This is a genomic window from Methylobacterium sp. J-030, from assembly GCF_022829545.1.
Lineage (GTDB): Bacteria > Pseudomonadota > Alphaproteobacteria > Rhizobiales > Beijerinckiaceae > Methylobacterium.
Genome location: NZ_JAKSYM010000084.1, coordinates 14711 through 29780, shown reverse-complemented (window position 1 = coordinate 29780; position 15070 = coordinate 14711). Strand labels below are relative to the sequence as shown.

Annotated in this window: 15 protein-coding genes and 1 pseudogene; 7 read left to right on the top strand and 9 right to left on the bottom strand. The window is 66.5% G+C overall.

The window, feature by feature from the left end; genetic code table 11:
* Positions 1-224: 224 nt before the first annotated feature.
* From atpA to MKK75_RS04975, 4 genes are all read right to left on the bottom strand, one after another.
* A complete protein-coding gene (gene atpA / locus MKK75_RS04990) occupies positions 225-1757 on the bottom strand; it encodes a F0F1 ATP synthase subunit alpha (RefSeq protein ID WP_244041523.1) in 1533 nt (510 codons plus the stop codon).
* A 54-nt stretch (positions 1758-1811) separates the two neighbouring features.
* On the bottom strand, positions 1812-2384 hold the full coding sequence (locus tag MKK75_RS04985) for a F0F1 ATP synthase subunit delta (RefSeq protein ID WP_244041522.1): 573 nt from the start codon (positions 2382-2384) through the stop codon (positions 1812-1814).
* 217 nt (positions 2385-2601) lie between these two features.
* Complete coding sequence (locus tag MKK75_RS04980) at positions 2602-3291, bottom strand: DsbA family protein (RefSeq protein ID WP_244041521.1); 690 nt, start codon at positions 3289-3291, stop codon at positions 2602-2604.
* 113 nt (positions 3292-3404) lie between these two features.
* Positions 3405-4031 carry a 2-hydroxychromene-2-carboxylate isomerase gene (locus MKK75_RS04975; RefSeq protein ID WP_244041520.1) on the bottom strand — a complete coding sequence of 209 codons (627 nt, stop codon included), beginning with the start codon at positions 4029-4031 and terminating at the stop codon, positions 3405-3407.
* A gap of 201 nt (positions 4032-4232) precedes the next feature.
* Between MKK75_RS04975 and MKK75_RS04970 the strand changes: the two genes are divergently transcribed.
* Positions 4233-5471, top strand: a complete 1239-nt coding sequence (locus tag MKK75_RS04970) for an argininosuccinate synthase (RefSeq protein WP_244041519.1) — start codon at positions 4233-4235, stop codon at positions 5469-5471.
* Between the two features lie 4 nt (positions 5472-5475).
* On the opposite strand, the gene MKK75_RS04965 is transcribed toward MKK75_RS04970, so the two are convergent.
* Positions 5476-6126, bottom strand: a complete 651-nt coding sequence (locus MKK75_RS04965; protein ID WP_244041518.1) for a hypothetical protein — start codon at positions 6124-6126, stop codon at positions 5476-5478.
* Between the two features lie 150 nt (positions 6127-6276).
* On the opposite strand from MKK75_RS04965, the gene vapB reads away from it, so the two are divergent.
* Genes vapB through MKK75_RS04950 form a run of 3 tightly spaced genes read left to right on the top strand, consistent with a single transcriptional unit; the run spans position 6277 to position 7518 of the window.
* On the top strand, positions 6277-6510 hold the full coding sequence (gene vapB, locus MKK75_RS04960; protein ID WP_244041517.1) for a type II toxin-antitoxin system VapB family antitoxin: 234 nt from the start codon (positions 6277-6279) through the stop codon (positions 6508-6510).
* A complete protein-coding gene (locus tag MKK75_RS04955; protein ID WP_244041516.1) occupies positions 6510-6932 on the top strand; it encodes a type II toxin-antitoxin system tRNA(fMet)-specific endonuclease VapC in 423 nt (140 codons plus the stop codon). The genes vapB and MKK75_RS04955 overlap by 1 nt, the downstream gene beginning before the upstream one ends.
* A 7-nt stretch (positions 6933-6939) precedes the next feature.
* Complete coding sequence (locus tag MKK75_RS04950; RefSeq protein ID WP_244041515.1) at positions 6940-7518, top strand: hypothetical protein; 579 nt, start codon at positions 6940-6942, stop codon at positions 7516-7518.
* On the opposite strand, the gene mtgA is transcribed toward MKK75_RS04950, so the two are convergent.
* Positions 7496-8146 (bottom strand): monofunctional biosynthetic peptidoglycan transglycosylase, encoded by a 651-nt coding sequence (gene mtgA / locus MKK75_RS04945; RefSeq protein ID WP_409567529.1) that lies wholly within the window; start codon positions 8144-8146, stop codon positions 7496-7498. The genes MKK75_RS04950 and mtgA overlap by 23 nt on opposite strands.
* Positions 8147-8302: 156 nt before the next feature.
* Here mtgA and MKK75_RS04940 point away from each other — a divergent pair, with 156 nt between their 5' ends.
* Entirely contained in the window at positions 8303-9274 is a 972-nt protein-coding gene (locus MKK75_RS04940) for a polyprenyl synthetase family protein (RefSeq protein WP_244041513.1), read from the top strand.
* Positions 9275-9431: 157 nt separating this feature from the next.
* Here the strand turns inward: MKK75_RS04940 and mmsB are convergent, their stop codons facing one another.
* The 3 genes and pseudogenes from mmsB to MKK75_RS04925 form a co-directional block, all read right to left on the bottom strand.
* Positions 9432-10658, bottom strand: coding sequence for a multiple monosaccharide ABC transporter permease (gene mmsB / locus MKK75_RS04935; RefSeq protein WP_409567526.1), 1227 nt, complete (start codon positions 10656-10658; stop codon positions 9432-9434).
* Complete coding sequence (gene mmsA, locus MKK75_RS04930; RefSeq protein ID WP_244041512.1) at positions 10655-12190, bottom strand: multiple monosaccharide ABC transporter ATP-binding protein; 1536 nt, start codon at positions 12188-12190, stop codon at positions 10655-10657. The genes mmsB and mmsA overlap by 4 nt, the downstream gene beginning before the upstream one ends.
* 92 nt (positions 12191-12282) lie before the next feature.
* Positions 12283-12645 (bottom strand): annotated as a pseudogene (locus MKK75_RS04925) (sugar ABC transporter substrate-binding protein); the annotation flags it as partial.
* A gap of 126 nt (positions 12646-12771) precedes the next feature.
* Here MKK75_RS04925 and MKK75_RS04920 point away from each other — a divergent pair.
* Positions 12772-14100 carry a tyrosine-type recombinase/integrase gene (locus MKK75_RS04920; protein WP_244041511.1) on the top strand — a complete coding sequence of 443 codons (1329 nt, stop codon included), beginning with the start codon at positions 12772-12774 and terminating at the stop codon, positions 14098-14100.
* Positions 14097-14939: a hypothetical protein gene (locus tag MKK75_RS04915; RefSeq protein WP_244041510.1), complete on the top strand. Its 843-nt coding sequence runs from the start codon at positions 14097-14099 to the stop codon at positions 14937-14939. Before MKK75_RS04920 ends, MKK75_RS04915 begins: the two co-directional genes overlap by 4 nt.
* Positions 14940-15070 lie beyond the last annotated feature (131 nt).

The following is a 15070-nucleotide window of genomic DNA, read 5'->3' as shown; positions in this document are numbered from 1 at the left end:
CCTCCCCCTTGCGGGGAGGAGCCGGATGTCGGGGTGGTTCAGAGCGGAGCGGCCGGTACCTCCTGCACCACCCCCACCCCTTACCCCCCCGCAAGAGGGAGGGGTAGGTTCTTGCGGATGCCCGAGAGCCGTTTCCGATCGCGCTGTAATCTGAAACGGCTCTAAGTCTTTGTTGTCACGCGCTCTTTAGTGCCGAACCGCCGTCCACTTCGGCGGAGAACGCTCTAGCTGATCGACTTGGCGACGCTCTCGACGACGCTCTTCAGCTTGCCGGCGTTCTCATCCGACAGGTCCTTGGAGGCGGCGATCGAGTCGAGTAGATCCTGATGCTTCGAGCGGAGCGTGCTGAGCAGCGCATCCTCGAACGGGCGGACCTTGCTGACCGGCATCTTGTCCAGATAGCCGTTCACGCCGGCGTAGATCACCGCGACCTGCTCTTCCATCTTCAGCGGCGAGAATTGCGGCTGCTTCAGGAGCTCAGTCAGCCGCGAGCCGCGGTTCAGGAGCTGCTGGGTCGAGGCGTCCAGGTCCGAGCCGAACTGCGCGAAGGCGGCCATCTCGCGGTACTGCGCGAGCTCGCCCTTGATCTTGCCGGCGACCTTCTTCATCGCCTTGGTCTGGGCCGACGAGCCCACCCGCGACACCGACAGGCCGACGTTCACCGCCGGGCGGATGCCCTGGTAGAACAGGTCGGTCTCGAGGAAGATCTGGCCGTCGGTGATCGAGATCACGTTGGTCGGGATGTAGGCCGAGACGTCGTTGGCCTGGGTCTCGATGACCGGCAGGGCGGTCAGCGAGCCGTTGCCGGCGGCGTCGCCCATCTTGGCGGCGCGCTCGAGCAGGCGGCTGTGCAGGTAGAACACGTCGCCCGGATAGGCCTCGCGGCCCGGCGGGCGGCGCAGCAGCAGGGACATCTGGCGGTAGGCGACCGCCTGCTTGGACAGGTCGTCGTACACGATCACGGCGTGCATGCCGTTATCGCGGAAATACTCGCCCATGGCGCAGCCGGCGAACGGCGCGATGAACTGCATCGGCGCGGCGTCCGAGGCGGTGGCGGCGATGACGATAGAGTATTCCATCGCGCCCTGGTCCTCCAGAACCTTCACGAACTGCGCGACCGTCGAGCGCTTCTGGCCGATGGCCACGTAGATGCAGTAGAGCTTCGACTTCTCGTCACCGCCCGCGGCATGGCCCGGCTTCTGGTTCAGGATCGTGTCGAGGGCGATGGCGGTCTTGCCGGTCTGGCGGTCGCCGATGATCAGCTCGCGCTGGCCGCGGCCCACCGGGATCAGGGCGTCGATCGCCTTCAGGCCCGTGGCCATCGGCTCGTGCACGGATTTGCGCGGGATGATGCCCGGGGCCTTCACGTCGACGCGGCGGCGCTCGGTCGACTGGATCGGGCCCTTGCCGTCGATCGGGTTGCCGAGGCCGTCGACCACGCGGCCGAGCAGGCCCTTGCCGACCGGCACGTCCACGATGGCGCCGGTCCGCTTGACGGTCTGGCCCTCCTTGATCTCGCGGTCGGAGCCGAAGATCACGATGCCGACGTTGTCCTGTTCGAGGTTCAGGGCCATGCCGCGCACGCCCGACTCGAACTCGACCATCTCGCCGGCCTGAACGTTGTCGAGGCCGTAGGCGCGGGCGATGCCGTCACCGACGGACAGGACCTGCCCGACCTCGGAGACCTCGGCTTCCTCGCCGAAGTTCTTGATCTGCTCTTTCAGGATCGCGGAGATCTCGGCGGCGCGGATGTCCATACTCGGGCCTCTGTCGCTGATGCGTCTATGCGTTTTCGGGTCGGATGGGGGCGCTTACCGCGCGGCCCGCATCGCGAGGCGGATACCGTTGAGCTTGGTCTTGAGCGAGGCGTCGATCATGCGCGAGCCCATCTTCACGATGAGGCCGCCGATGAGGCTTGGATCGACCACGAGGTCGAGGTCGACCTCGGCCTTGGCGACGTCGCGCAGGGATGCCTTGATCTCCTCGACCACCGTGTCGGAGGGCTTCTCGGCCACCCGCACCTCGGCGCGCACGATGCCCTTCGAGTCCTGCACGAGCGCGCGGAACGCGGCGATCATGTCGGGCAGGGCGAACAGCCGGCGGTTCGAGGCCGCGAGGCGGATGAAGTTGCCCGCGAGCCCACCGATCCCGGCCTTGTCGAGCACGGCGCCGATGGCGCCCGCCTGCTCCTCGGCGCTGAAGACCGGGCTGCGGACGAGGCGGCGCAGATCCGCGCTCTCCTTCAGCAGCCCATCGAACTGGTTGAGGGATTGCGCGACGGCGTCGACCTGGCGCTCGTCGCGCGCGAGCTCGAACAGGGCGGAGGCGTACCGGCCCGCCACGCCTGCAACCAGGGGACCAGCCTCGGAACCGTTCTGCGCCACCCGTCGCTCTCTTCTCTGGTTGCCCGCCCGTTCCGCGCGCTCCGGCGGGGAGCGCGGTGCGAGACCGTTCGGGACGTGGGATCGCGCCGACGGGGGACAGGATCGAGAACCGTCCTTCCGGCGCGGCGACCGCCTAGCATGTCAGCATGGCCGCGCGCAACACGGACCGAAGCGCCGCTGCGCGATAGGACGGCGGAAGTGTGACGCAGTGCGTGCCTCAGCAGGCCAGCCGGTCGCAACGGCGAACGCTGGCGATCATCTTGGCCAGGGCGCGGGCGCCCGGATGGCCGAGGATCCCGCTGTTTCCGAGTACGTAGGACGGCGTGGCGTAGAGACCGAGGTCGGCGGCCATGCGCATCTGGCTCTTGAGCGCGGCACGGACCTCGTCGCTGTCGGCGATCTCCTCAATCTCCGGCTGCGGGATGCCAAGGGCGGAAGCGGCGGCCAGGGCACCGGGCCCGTCGATGCGGCCGGGCTTGCCGAGCAGCGTCTGGTAGAAGCCCCAGGCCGCCTGCGCGCCGAGCCGGCGCTGGACCGCCAGCATCACCTTGGCGGCCTGCGCCGATTGCGGCGACAGGATCGGATTGTGGACAAGGCCGATCCGCAATTCGCCGTCGCTGTCGTGCAGCGACACCACGTCGGCCGCGGCTTTCCGGCAGAACGGACAGTTGAAGTCGAAGAACTCGTAGAGCGTGGTGCCAGACTCGCGCGGTCCGGCATAGGTGACGCCGCGGAGCGCCGGGATCTGGCCGGTGATCTCACCGGGCAGAATGGAGTTGGCCACCGCCTTGCCGTCGTCCCCCGTGACGGCGACCCGCTGTCCGTAGGATTGCGCATCCGCGCGGCTCAGGCCCGTGCCGAGCAGGGCGCCGGCGGCGGTGAGGAGGAGACGTCGCGAAACGGGCATGGGACTCGTCCAGGCATCGATGTCCGGCTTCAGCCGCGGGGCCGGAGCCTGACCAAAGGGTGGAATCGGATTGATGGTCGAGCGGCGTGAACGCGGCCCTACCGCAGGCCCACTTACCGCAGACCCTTCGGCCGCTCGCCCGTGGCCCAGGCCAGGGCCTGCTCCAGGCGGTCGTTGCCCCAGAACAGCTCGCCGTCGTCGGCCAGGAAGGTCGGAGCCCCGTAGATGCCGCGGGAGCGCGCCTCCTCGACGCTCACCCGCAGCTTGGTCTTGTTGGCCTCCGCGGCGGCGGCGCGCACGGTCTGCGTCCCGTCGAGGCCGAGCGAATCGAGGATCTCGGCGACCGCGGTGGGTTCTGCGATCGAGCGGCCCTCGGCGAAGCTCGCGCTGAACACCGCCTTGGAGAACGGCACCAGCCAGTCCTGATCCTGGCCGAGGATTGCGACGCGCACGGCGCTGAGACTGTTCTGCGGGAACTGCGCGGGTCTGGTCAGCGGCGGCAGGCCGAGGCGGGCGGCCTCGCGCTCCACGTCCCGCCACATGTTCTTGCCCTTGGCCGGGTAGAGGTTGAACGGCGAGGTGGTCCAGCCCTGGGATGCGAAGAGCGGCCCGACCAGGAACGGGCGCCACCGCACCGCCACATCGGCTTCCGCGGCCGCCGCCTCGACGCGCATCGCCGCGAGATACGAATAGGTCGAGGCGAATTCGTACCAGAACTCCAAAATCGGCTGGCGCGCCATAGACTTCGCTTCTCCGAATGCACTCTCGGGCGCGGATGACAGGCAACGCCCGCGCCGTTTCTTTCACACCCGCAAGGCCGCCGTGAGGCGAAACGCGGCCGGTCGCGCGGCAGCAGGGCTACGCGCCAAACGGCACGCCGGTTGCAGGCCAATCCCACCCGCGATAAGCGGCACAGGCCCTGTCCCAGTTCCGGAAGCCGCATGTCCGTCCCCGCGAAGAGCCCCGTGAAAAAGGTCGTGCTGGCCTATTCCGGCGGCCTCGACACATCGATCATCCTGAAGTGGCTGCAGACCACCTACGGCTGCGAGGTCGTGACCTTCACGGCCGATCTCGGTCAGGGCGAGGAGCTGGAGCCGGCCCGGCGCAAGGCGGAGCTGCTCGGCATCAAGCCCGAGAACATCTACATCGAGGATCTGCGCGAGGAGTTCGTCCGCGACTACGTCTTCCCGATGTTCCGGGCGAACGCCGTCTACGAGGGCGTCTACCTGCTCGGCACCTCGATCGCCCGGCCGCTGATCGCCAAGAAGCAGATCGAGATCGCCGAGAAGGTCGGGGCCGACGCGGTGTGCCACGGCGCCACCGGCAAGGGCAACGATCAGGTCCGGTTCGAACTCGGCTACTACGCGCTCAAGCCCGACGTGACGGTGATCGCCCCCTGGCGCGAATGGGACCTGCGCTCGCGCGAGCAGCTCATCGCCTTCGCCGAGCAGCACCAGATCCCGATCGCCAAGGACAAGCGCGGCGAGAGCCCGTTCTCGGTGGACGCCAACCTCCTGCACGCCTCCTCGGAGGGCAAGGTGCTGGAGGATCCGGCGGTCGAGGTGCCGGACTACGTCTACTCGCGCACCCTCTCCCCCGAGGAGGCGCCCGACCAGCCGACCGTCGTCACGATCGGCTTCGAGCGCGGCGATGCGGTCTCGATCGACGGCGAAAAGCTGTCGCCCGCGAACCTGCTGGCGAAGCTCAATGAATTGGGCCACGCCAACGGCATCGGCCGGCTCGACCTCGTGGAGAACCGCTTCGTCGGCATGAAGAGCCGCGGCATGTACGAGACCCCGGGCGGCACGATCCTGCTCCCGGCCCACCGCGCGATCGAGTCGATCACACTGGACCGGGGCGCCGCCCACCTGAAGGATCAGTTGATGCCGCAATACGCGGAGCTGATCTACAACGGCTTCTGGTTCTCGCCGGAGCGCGAGATGATCCAGGCGCTGATCGACAGAAGCCAGGAGAAGGTGACCGGCACGGTGCGGCTCAAGCTCTACAAGGGCGGCATCCACGTGATCGGCCGCGAAAGCCCGCACTCCCTCTACGACCAGGATCTCGTGACCTTCGAGGAGGGCGCGGTGGCCTACGACCACCGGGACGCGGCGGGCTTCATCAAGCTCAACGCACTCCGGCTGCGCACCCTGGCGCAGCGCAAGAAGCGCGAGGGCTGAACCGTCAGGCCGGCTCCCAGATTCCGGACGATCCCGAGCGCCGGAAGTCGCCCGGCCCGAGATCAGCGTACCGCAAGAAGATCTGAAGGGCCGGCTGCATCTCGCGGTGCAGCCGGATCCGGTGCGTCTCACCGTCCTCGTCATCGTTGGCGGCGGCCTCCGGCACGGCCGCGAGAAGGCGGGCCATGACGGCGGTGTAGGCTCCCTCGCCGCCATAGGGGCGGGTCGGGTCCACCCGCGGCACGTCCCCCGCCGGGTCCCAGCCGTAGGCGAGATGCGGGATCAGCGCGAGGTGCTGCGGGGTCACCGCGAAGGTGATGTGCTCCGGCGTCTCGCCGGTCCGCGCGTCGCGGAAGACATCGCCCACGGTGCCGTGGTCGAGCTTGGCCAAGCCGTTGTGATACTGGTAGCGGCCGGGCTTGAGCCGCGCGTTCCGGGCGAAGACCGCCAGCCCCTGTTCCAGGGACCGGTGCTCCTCCTCTGCGCCCTCGTCGTCGCCGGTGACGTTGGCAATATCGCCGTCCCGGTCGAGACTGCCGTAGGGCGCCTCCGGGTGAATGGTCGGCGCCCCCGGCTCGCCGCCGCCCCAGGCGACGACCATCCGGCGGATCAGGGCGATGCGCTCCAAGGTGAGGTCGTAAACGGCATCGCTCATCGTGTGTCGGTCCCGGATCCAGCGGAGTTTTCGCACCTCTTACAGACCGGTCTCGACGGCTGCTACCATCCTGCGACGGCTTGCTCCGCGAACAGCTCGGGCTTAGGGATATGCCAGTCGCATATCCCACGCTGGTGAGGAGGCTGAACCATGACCAGTTCCACGGTCTTTACCAGCAACCGCAGTCAGGCGGTTCGCCTCCCCAAGGCGGTCGCCTTCTCGCCCGACGTGCATCACGTCGACATCCTGAAGATCGGTCGCACGCGGGTGATTGTACCGACGGGGCAAAGGTGGGAAGATCTGTTCCAGGAGGGGCCGCGCCTCAGCGAAGATTTTCTTACCCATCGCGAGCAGCCGCCTGCGGAGCAGCGTGAGCCTTTCTGATGCTGATCTACATGCTTGATACAAACATTTGTATCTACGTCATGAAAAACTATCCGATCAGCATCAAAGATCGATTCAACGCGCTGGCGGATCAACTCTGCATATCCAGCATCACGCTGGGAGAATTGCATTACGGCGTGGAGAAATCGGCGCGCCGTGCGGAAAATCTGGCTGCGATCACACAGTTCGTGGCGCGCCTCGATGTCCTGCCCTTCGGCGAAAAGGCAGCGGTTCACTACGGCCAGGTTCGGGCCGAACTGGAGAAGGCCGGCACGCCCTGTGGTGTGCACGACATGCAGATCGGCGGTCACGCCCGGAGCGAGGGGTTGATCGTCGTCACCAACAACCTGCGGGAGTTCACTCGCATGCCCGGGGTCCGATCGGAAAATTGGATCTCGGCCGCGTCCGGGCAGGCCGGCTGACACGGCGATGCATCTGATCGACCGCTACCTGCCGACCTATCACTTCAGCGAGACGCATGCCCGTCTCGTGTCGGCTCCGCCGGCGGCGATTCTGGCAGCCGTAGCCGCCTATCGTGCGGAAACCGATTGGTTCTTCCGCGTGATGATCCGACTGCGCGAGTCGCCGGCGCGCCTCGTCGGTCGACGCGACGCCGGGCGCGCACCCTTCAACCTCGACGCGTTCACGCTGCTCGCCCGGAACGAGGGTGAAATCGTCCACGGGCTGATCGGCCGGTTCTGGAGACTCGATTTCGGCCGCGCACCGGTCGCCGACGGTGCCGATTTCCTGGCCTACGACCAGGGAGACGCCGCCAAGCTCGCACTCACCTTCCGGACGCATCCGCATTCGGACGGCCGAACCCGGCTGGTCACCGAGACGCGCGTGGCCTGCCCGAGCCGATCCGCGCGATGGAAATTCACGCCCTACTGGTATGGGATTCGCCCCGTCAGCGGACTCTTGCGGCGGCGCACGCTGGCGGCGGTCGCCCGGGACAGCGAACGATCCGCCTGTCCGGCTCGGGCCGCTACCGCCGCAGGCAGCCCGTGAGACCCTCGACCTGGCCCATCAGCGCTTGGATCCGCGCGGCGCGGCGGCGCACACCGGTGGAGGGGCGTCCGGCGCTGCGGGTGATCGGGTTCGGCAGGACGGCGGCGAGGAGCGCCGCCTCGCCGCGGGTGAGCCGGCTCGCATCCTTGCCGAACCAGTGCTGGCTCGCGGCCTGCGCGCCGTAGATCCCGTCGCCCCACTCGGCAACATTCAAATAGATCTCCATCATGCGCCGCTTGCCCCAGAGCGTGTCGAGAGCGAGCGCCAGCGGGATCTCGATCGCCTTGCGGATGTAGGAGCGGCCGGGCCACAGGAAGACGTTCTTCACCGTCTGCATCGCCAGGGTCGAGGCGCCGCGGCTCGGCGAATCCTCATCCTCCACCACCTCGCGGATGGCACCGAAATCCACGCCGTGATCGAGGCAGAAGCGCTGATCCTCGGAGGCGATCACCGCGAGCGGCAGGGCCGGCGCGATCCGCGCGAGCGGGACCGGATCGCGGCTCACCGGCTGAAGCGTCAACCACCGACCCAGCATCAGGGTCGACGGCGGCATCACCGCGCTATAGACGAGCGCCAGACCCAGAACGAGGACGAAACCGATGGCGGGGAGCAGCAGCAGCATCCCCACGATCCGCCGGACCGGACGGGGGCGCCGCGGGCGGGCGCGCGGGAGATCGCGTTCCGCCGCCTCCGCCATGCGTCCGACCCCGCTCACCCTGATTTCGTTCCCGTACAACTGACACGCGATTGGTTTTCGCAAGGCCAGGACCGGACGCAGCGCCCGATGACCACGACCTCCTCAACGCAGGCACCGACCGGTTCGGTCAAGGCTGGCACGCCGGCCGTCGAGTTTACCCACAGGTTGACCGAGGTCGCCGGGACGGTCGAGACCTTCCTGGTCGAGCGCCTCGGACCGGAGGTCGGCCCCGGCGAGATCGCCCGGCCGCCCCGCCTGATGGAGGCCATGCGGCATGCGGTGCTGGGCGGCGGCAAGCGCCTGCGGCCGTTCCTCGCCATCGAGACCGCCCGGATGCTCGGCGGCTCCGAGGCGGCAGCGCTCGCCGCCGGCGCCGGGGTCGAGCTGGTGCATTGCTACAGCCTCGTCCACGACGACCTCCCCGCCATGGACGACGACGACATGCGCCGCGGCAAGCCGACGGTGCACAAGGCCTACGACGAGGCCACCGCGATCCTGGTGGGCGACGCCCTGCAGACCCTGGCCTTCGAGATCGTGGCCGACCCGACCTGGCAGCCGGAGGCACGGATCCGGGCCGACCTCGTTCTCGGCCTCGCCCGGGCCTCGGGCCTCGGCGGCATGGTGGGTGGCCAGCTCCTCGACCTCACCGCCGAGGGCCGGTTCGGCGCGGCCAACATGGATATCGACGACACCCTGCGGATGCAGGCGATGAAGACCGGCGCGATCCTGGCCTTCTCGGTGGAGGCCGGCGCGATCGTGGGCGGCGCCGACGCGGGCCAGCGCGCGGCCCTGCTGCGCTACGGCCTCGCCCTGGGGCAGGCCTTCCAGATCGCCGACGACATCCTCGACCGGGAGGCCTCTTCCGAGGCCATGGGCAAGGCCACCGGCAAGGACAAGGATGCCGGCAAGGCGACATTGGTCGACCGCCTCGGCATCGCCGGGGCGCGGGCCGAGTGCGACCGCCTCGTCGGCGTCTGCGAGGACGCGGTCGGTGCCTGGGGGGAGGGCGCCCGCATCCTGCGGGACGCGGCGCGGTTCACGGTGGCACGGAAGACCTGAGTCTTCGGATCACATCATGGTTTCGAAAGGGCGAGCCCTTTCGCGGGTCCAGGGCAGAGCCCTGGAGACCATCTCAGGGCTCTGCCGTGAACACCCGCCAAAGGGCTAATAAGTACTTGGGAAACCCGAAATCGCCGTCAGAGCGTCGTCCGCCCGATCAACCCTTATTCTTGTTGTAGACGTCGAGGCAGACGGCGGCGAGCAGCACGATCCCCTTGATCACCTGCTGGTAGTCGACGCCGATGCCCATAATCGACATGCCGTTGTTCATCACCCCGATGATGAACGCGCCGATCACCACCCCCGAGACCTTGCCGATGCCGCCGGAGGCCGATGCGCCGCCGATGAAGCAGGCCGCGATCACGTCGAGCTCGAAGCCCACGCCAGCCTTCGGGGTCGCGGTGTTGAGCCGGGCGGCAAAGATCATGCCGGCGAGGCCCGCCAGCGCGCCCATATTGGCGAAGGTCAGGAAGGTGAGCCGCTCGGTCTTGATACCGGAGAGCCGTGCCGCCTTGATGTTGCCGCCGAGCGCGTAGATCCGCCGCCCGATCGTCGTCCGGGTCGTGACGAAGCCGTAGAGTATCACCAGCACGAACATCACGAGCAGCACGTTCGGCAGGCCGCGATAGGCACTCATCTGGTAGGCGAAGGCGAGGATCACGATCGTGGCCACGCCGTTGCGGAGGATAAACGACGCCCCGGACTCGACCTCACCGCCGTTGCGGACCCGCGCGGCGCGGCGCCGCCAGTTCAGGCCGACGAATGTCAACGACAGGGCGAGCGCGATCAGCAGCGCGGTCCAGGGGCCGGCGACGTTGGCGAGGAAGCCTTTGGCGAGGAGCTGGAATACCTCGGGAAAGGGGCCGATCGAGGCGCCCTGAAGAAGGGCCAGCGTCATGCCGCGGAACACCAGCATGCCGGCCAGGGTGACGATGAAGCTCGGGATGCCGAGATAAGCGACGAACCAGCCCTGCAGCCCGCCGATGGCGGCGCCCACCGTCAGGCAGATGAACGTAGCGGTGAACGGATCGAACCCGAACCGGACCATCAGCAAGGCCGCGAGCGCACCCACGAAGCCGACCACCGAGCCGATCGAGAGATCGATGTGCCCCGCCACGATGATCAGCAGCATCCCCAGCGCCATCACCACGACGTAGCTGTTCTGCAGGATGAGGTTGGTGAGGTTCAGCGGCTGGAACAGCACGCCGCCGGTCGTGTACTCGAAGAACAGCGTGATGACCGCCAGCGCGAAGACCAACCCGTAGTCGCGCAGTTGCGCCATCGGCAGGAAGCCGCGCTGGGCACGCGGCGTGTCTGCAGCCAGGATGCCGGAGCGTCCTTCGGTGGCGGGAATCATGGGCTTGCTCACTGGGATATCGGTCATCCGTTCAGGTCCTTGGAGCGCATGATCGCGCGCATGATCGCTTCCTGGCTAGCGTCTTCGCGCAGGAACTCGCCCACGAAGCGCCCCTCGTTCATCACGTAGATTCGGTCGCACAGGCCGAGCAGCTCGGGCATCTCGGACGAGATCACCAGCACGCCCCGGCCTTCCTCCGCCAACGCGTTGATGATGCTGTAGATTTCGTATTTCGCGCCGACATCGATGCCGCGTGTCGGCTCGTCCAGAATCAACACCTTCGGGCCCGTGAACAGCCACTTGCTCAGCACGACCTTCTGCTGATTGCCGCCCGAGAGATTCATGGTCTGCTGCGCCACGCCGAAGGAGCGGATCCGCAACTTGCTGCGGTAGCTGCTCGCGACCCGGTACTCGGCGTCCTCGTCGATCACCGCGGCCCGGGAGACGCCCGGCAGGTTGGCGAGCGTCGTGTTCTTGGCGATGTCCTCGCCCAGGACGAGGCCGAGCTGCTTGCGGTCCTCGGTGACGTAGGCGGTTCCCGCGGCGATCGCCTTGTCGATCGTCGAGAGGTCGACCTCCGCGCCGTCGATCCGCACGGTGCCGCTGATGCCCTGCCCGTAGGAGCGGCCGAAGAGGCTCATGGCGAGCTCGGTCCGCCCCGAGCCCATCAGGCCGGCGATCCCCACGATCTCGCCCCGGCGCACGGTCAGGTTGACCCCGCGCACCATCGTCCGGTCGGGATGAATCGGGTGATGGACCGTCCAGTCGCGCACCTCCATCAGCAGTTCGCCGATGTTCGGCGTGCGCACCGGATAGCGATTCGCCATCGTGCGCCCGACCATGCCCCGGATGATGCGGTCCTCGTCCACCGCCTCGCGCCGACAGTCGAGCGTCTCGACGGTGGTGCCGTCGCGCAGGACCGTGATCCGGTCGGCGACCTTCGAGATCTCGTTGAGCTTGTGCGTGATCAGGATCGAGGCGATGCCCTGGTCCTTGAAGCTCAGGAGGAGCCGCAGCAGCGCCTCGCTGTCCGTCGCACTCAAGGACGCGGTCGGCTCGTCGAGGATGAGCAGCTTGACCTTCTTCGACAGCGCCTTGGCGATCTCGACGAGCTGCTGCTTGCCGACGCCCAGATGCGTCACCAGCGTGTCGGGGCTCTCGTCGAGCCCCACGGTGGCCAGCAATTCGCGCGACCGGGTGTAGACTTGATCCTGATCGATCACCCCGAACCGGGCCGGCTCGTTTCCGAGGAAGATGTTCTCGGCGATCGATAGGAACGGCACCAGAGCCAGCTCCTGGTGGATGATCACGATGCCGAGGCGCTCGCTGTCGGAGATGTTGCGGAAATGGCCGGGGCGGCCCTCGTAGACGATCTCGCCCGCGTAGGAGCCGTGCGGATAGACGCCGCTCAGCACCTTCATGAGCGTCGACTTGCCGGCGCCGTTCTCGCCCACCAGGGCGTGAATCTCCGCGGGCGCGACGGTGAGGTTGACGTCGTCGAGGGCTTTGACCCCGGGGAACGACTTGGAAATTCCCCGCATTTCGAGGACGGGCTGCATGCGACCCCTTGCGGCTCGGTCTTTGGAACGGGCCCCGCGCCGACGGAGAGCCGGCGCGGTCTCGGAGGGGCCGGCATCCGGCCCCGCGGCGCTCACTTGAGCTGGTCGAGGGTGTAGTAGCCCGAGTCGACCAGGACCGGCTTCCAATTGTCCTTGGTGACGATGACCGGCGTCAGCAGGTAGGACGGCACGACCTTCTTGCCGTTGCTGTAGGTCTTCGCGTCGTTGACCTCCGGCTGCTTGCCGGATTCGATGGCGTCAATCATCGCCACCGTGACCTTCGCGAGTTCACGGGTATCCTTGAAGATCGTCGCGGTCTGCTCGCCCGCGATGATCGACTTGACCGATTGCAGCTCTGCATCCTGGCCGCTGACCACGGGCAGCTTCTGATTGCCGGAGCCGTAGCCGACGCTCTTCACCGAGGAGATGATCGCCGTGGAGATGCCGTCATAGGGAAAAGCTATAGTCCACCGAAGCTCACTGCGCGGTGCTGGCGTTTGTATCTTAGCTTGCTGCAATCCTCTCTTGTTCACTCAACTCCACGCCCGCATATTGGACGCAAATTGGACAGGATCTGATCCATGGCCAACCGAGTACGTGACGCCGTTCTGGACTCGCCTACGGCGCGAGCGAAACTGAAGTCACAGGCGAAACCTTATTTCCGGTCCATCGATCGAGGACTTCACCTCGGCTACCGGAAGGGCAAGACCGGCGGGACGTGGGTCGCCCGCCGATATCTCGGCAACGAGCGGTACGTGGTCGAAGCGCTCGGCCGTGCCGATGATCGGCAGACTGCCAACGGGACCACCGTGCTGACCTTTCAGCAGGCGCAGACGCGGGCGCGCGGCAGGATCCGGGAGGTCGAGGAAGCCGAGCGGATCGCGGCGCTCGGGCCGACGATTACCGTGCGCGACGCCGTCAGTGCCTACATCGAGAGCTGCGAGACCAAAGAAGCGAAGATCAGGAACGGCCTGCCTCTGCGCCGGCACACCCGGTCCCGATTGGCACGGCACGTGCTGACAGCTGATCTCGCTGACAAGGCTCTTCAGGCGCTCACCGTCGACGACCTCCATGGCTGGCGAGCCGCTGCTTCGGCTACGCTGACGGACGCCAGCGTGAGACGAATCACCAACGACTTCCGGGCAGCCCTGAACGCAGCAGTCCGGCGATATGCCCCGCAGCTGCCCGCGGCGATTGGCATGACGATCCGCAACGGGCTCGCAGCTCAGACGGCGTCCGCGCCGGTCGCCCGCGAAGCCCAGATCCTTCCGGATGCCGATGTTCGGCGCATCGTGGCCGCTACGGCCGAGGTGGACGCGGAAGGGGGCTGGGAGGGGGACTTGCACCGGCTCGTCATCGTGCTGGCAGCGACCGGCCTCCGGTTCTCGCAGGTCACTCGGATGACCGTTGCGGACGTGCAGGTCGAGCAGAACCGGCTCATGGTCCCCTTGAGCCGGAAGGGCACTGGCAGCCGCCAGACTTCTCATATCGGGATCCGTGTCGCCCCGGACGTAATCGCCACCCTGCGACCCATCTTAGTCGGCCGCCGCGGAACGGAGACCCTGCTCCTACGTCCGCGGTGGCAGACTGTAACCGTGCGGGTTCAGCAGAAGGTCGGCCGAGTACCGTGGGGAAATGCCACTGAGATGGCCCGGACATGGAAATCCGTACTTGAGAAGGCCGGACTGCCAGGCGACCTCGTGCCCTACGCGCTGCGCCACAGCAGTATTGTCCGCGGCCTGCGAGCCAACCTGCCGGTTCGCCTTGTGGCCGCGCTTCATGACACCTCCACCGCGATGATTGAGGCGCACTATTCCGCGTACATCGTCACGGCCCTGGACGAACTAGCTGCGCTCGCGGCCGTCTCCCTGATCACGCCGGCTCCGACTCAATTCCGGAGCGCTGGATGAGCATCACAGCAAAATCCAGACTGCCTTGCGGCATAGACCTTATTGCCTCCGTCGCTCCGATGAGGAATGAATGCTCGAACCGCCTGCTAACAGACAGGCGTCTTGACGATGTTTGGCCTTCACTCAGAAAGCTCTCCGTCCACCGACAGCATTTCGACACGTCAATACCTTACTATTTCCGCAGCTACGGCCGGCTGTCCGCCGACCGGCTTGGAAATCTAACCTTCGGTGATCCGCTAGCTCAACTAGGTCTACCAGAGCCATTGAAGGCCACAATGCTGAGCATTCCCGGCGGCTATTCATGGCTGGAATACGATCTGGACACTGCAGAGCTGACCGTCTTCGACCACCTTGCGGCGGCATTGTTCTGCGAGATCGTGACCGAATTCGCCCAGAACCCGCCACACGGAACCCAATCATCGGTGAACTCCTGGGCTCAGCAGTGCTTCGACGCGGCAGAGTTATGTGGGATCTACAAGGAAGGCGACATCACAATTCAACACAAGCCGGACCTACAAGCCGCCCTCGCAATGGTTCACGACTATCTTCGCCAAAAGGGCGAAGAGCGCCTAATGAAACATAACCCGCGCATAGTTCAGAGAAGTAGTGGCAAGCGCGGAGATGACAAAATTCGCGGCACAGCTCGAAAAATAACGACGTTGGTTCAGGATTATTTTGGACCTTTTCCAACCGACTTTCCGCACGCTGCCGTCGCCCGGCTGCTACTTGTCGGATGGGGCCTCGACACCGATGCAAAGAGACTCACCAAGAAGGTGTCTGAATGGTGCGAGGATCTTATTGATCCGAGCGCGCAAGCGGAATGCAACCTACCCGAATAAGTACCGACCCTAGTTCGGGGATCCCGATCGGGCCGAGACGCAGGCATCTCTACTCCACCGCGCATTTCGCCGGTTCACGGAGTTGGCCCGATGCCTCGCAAGAGTGTTCAGGTTCAGGCGGATTAGACTGC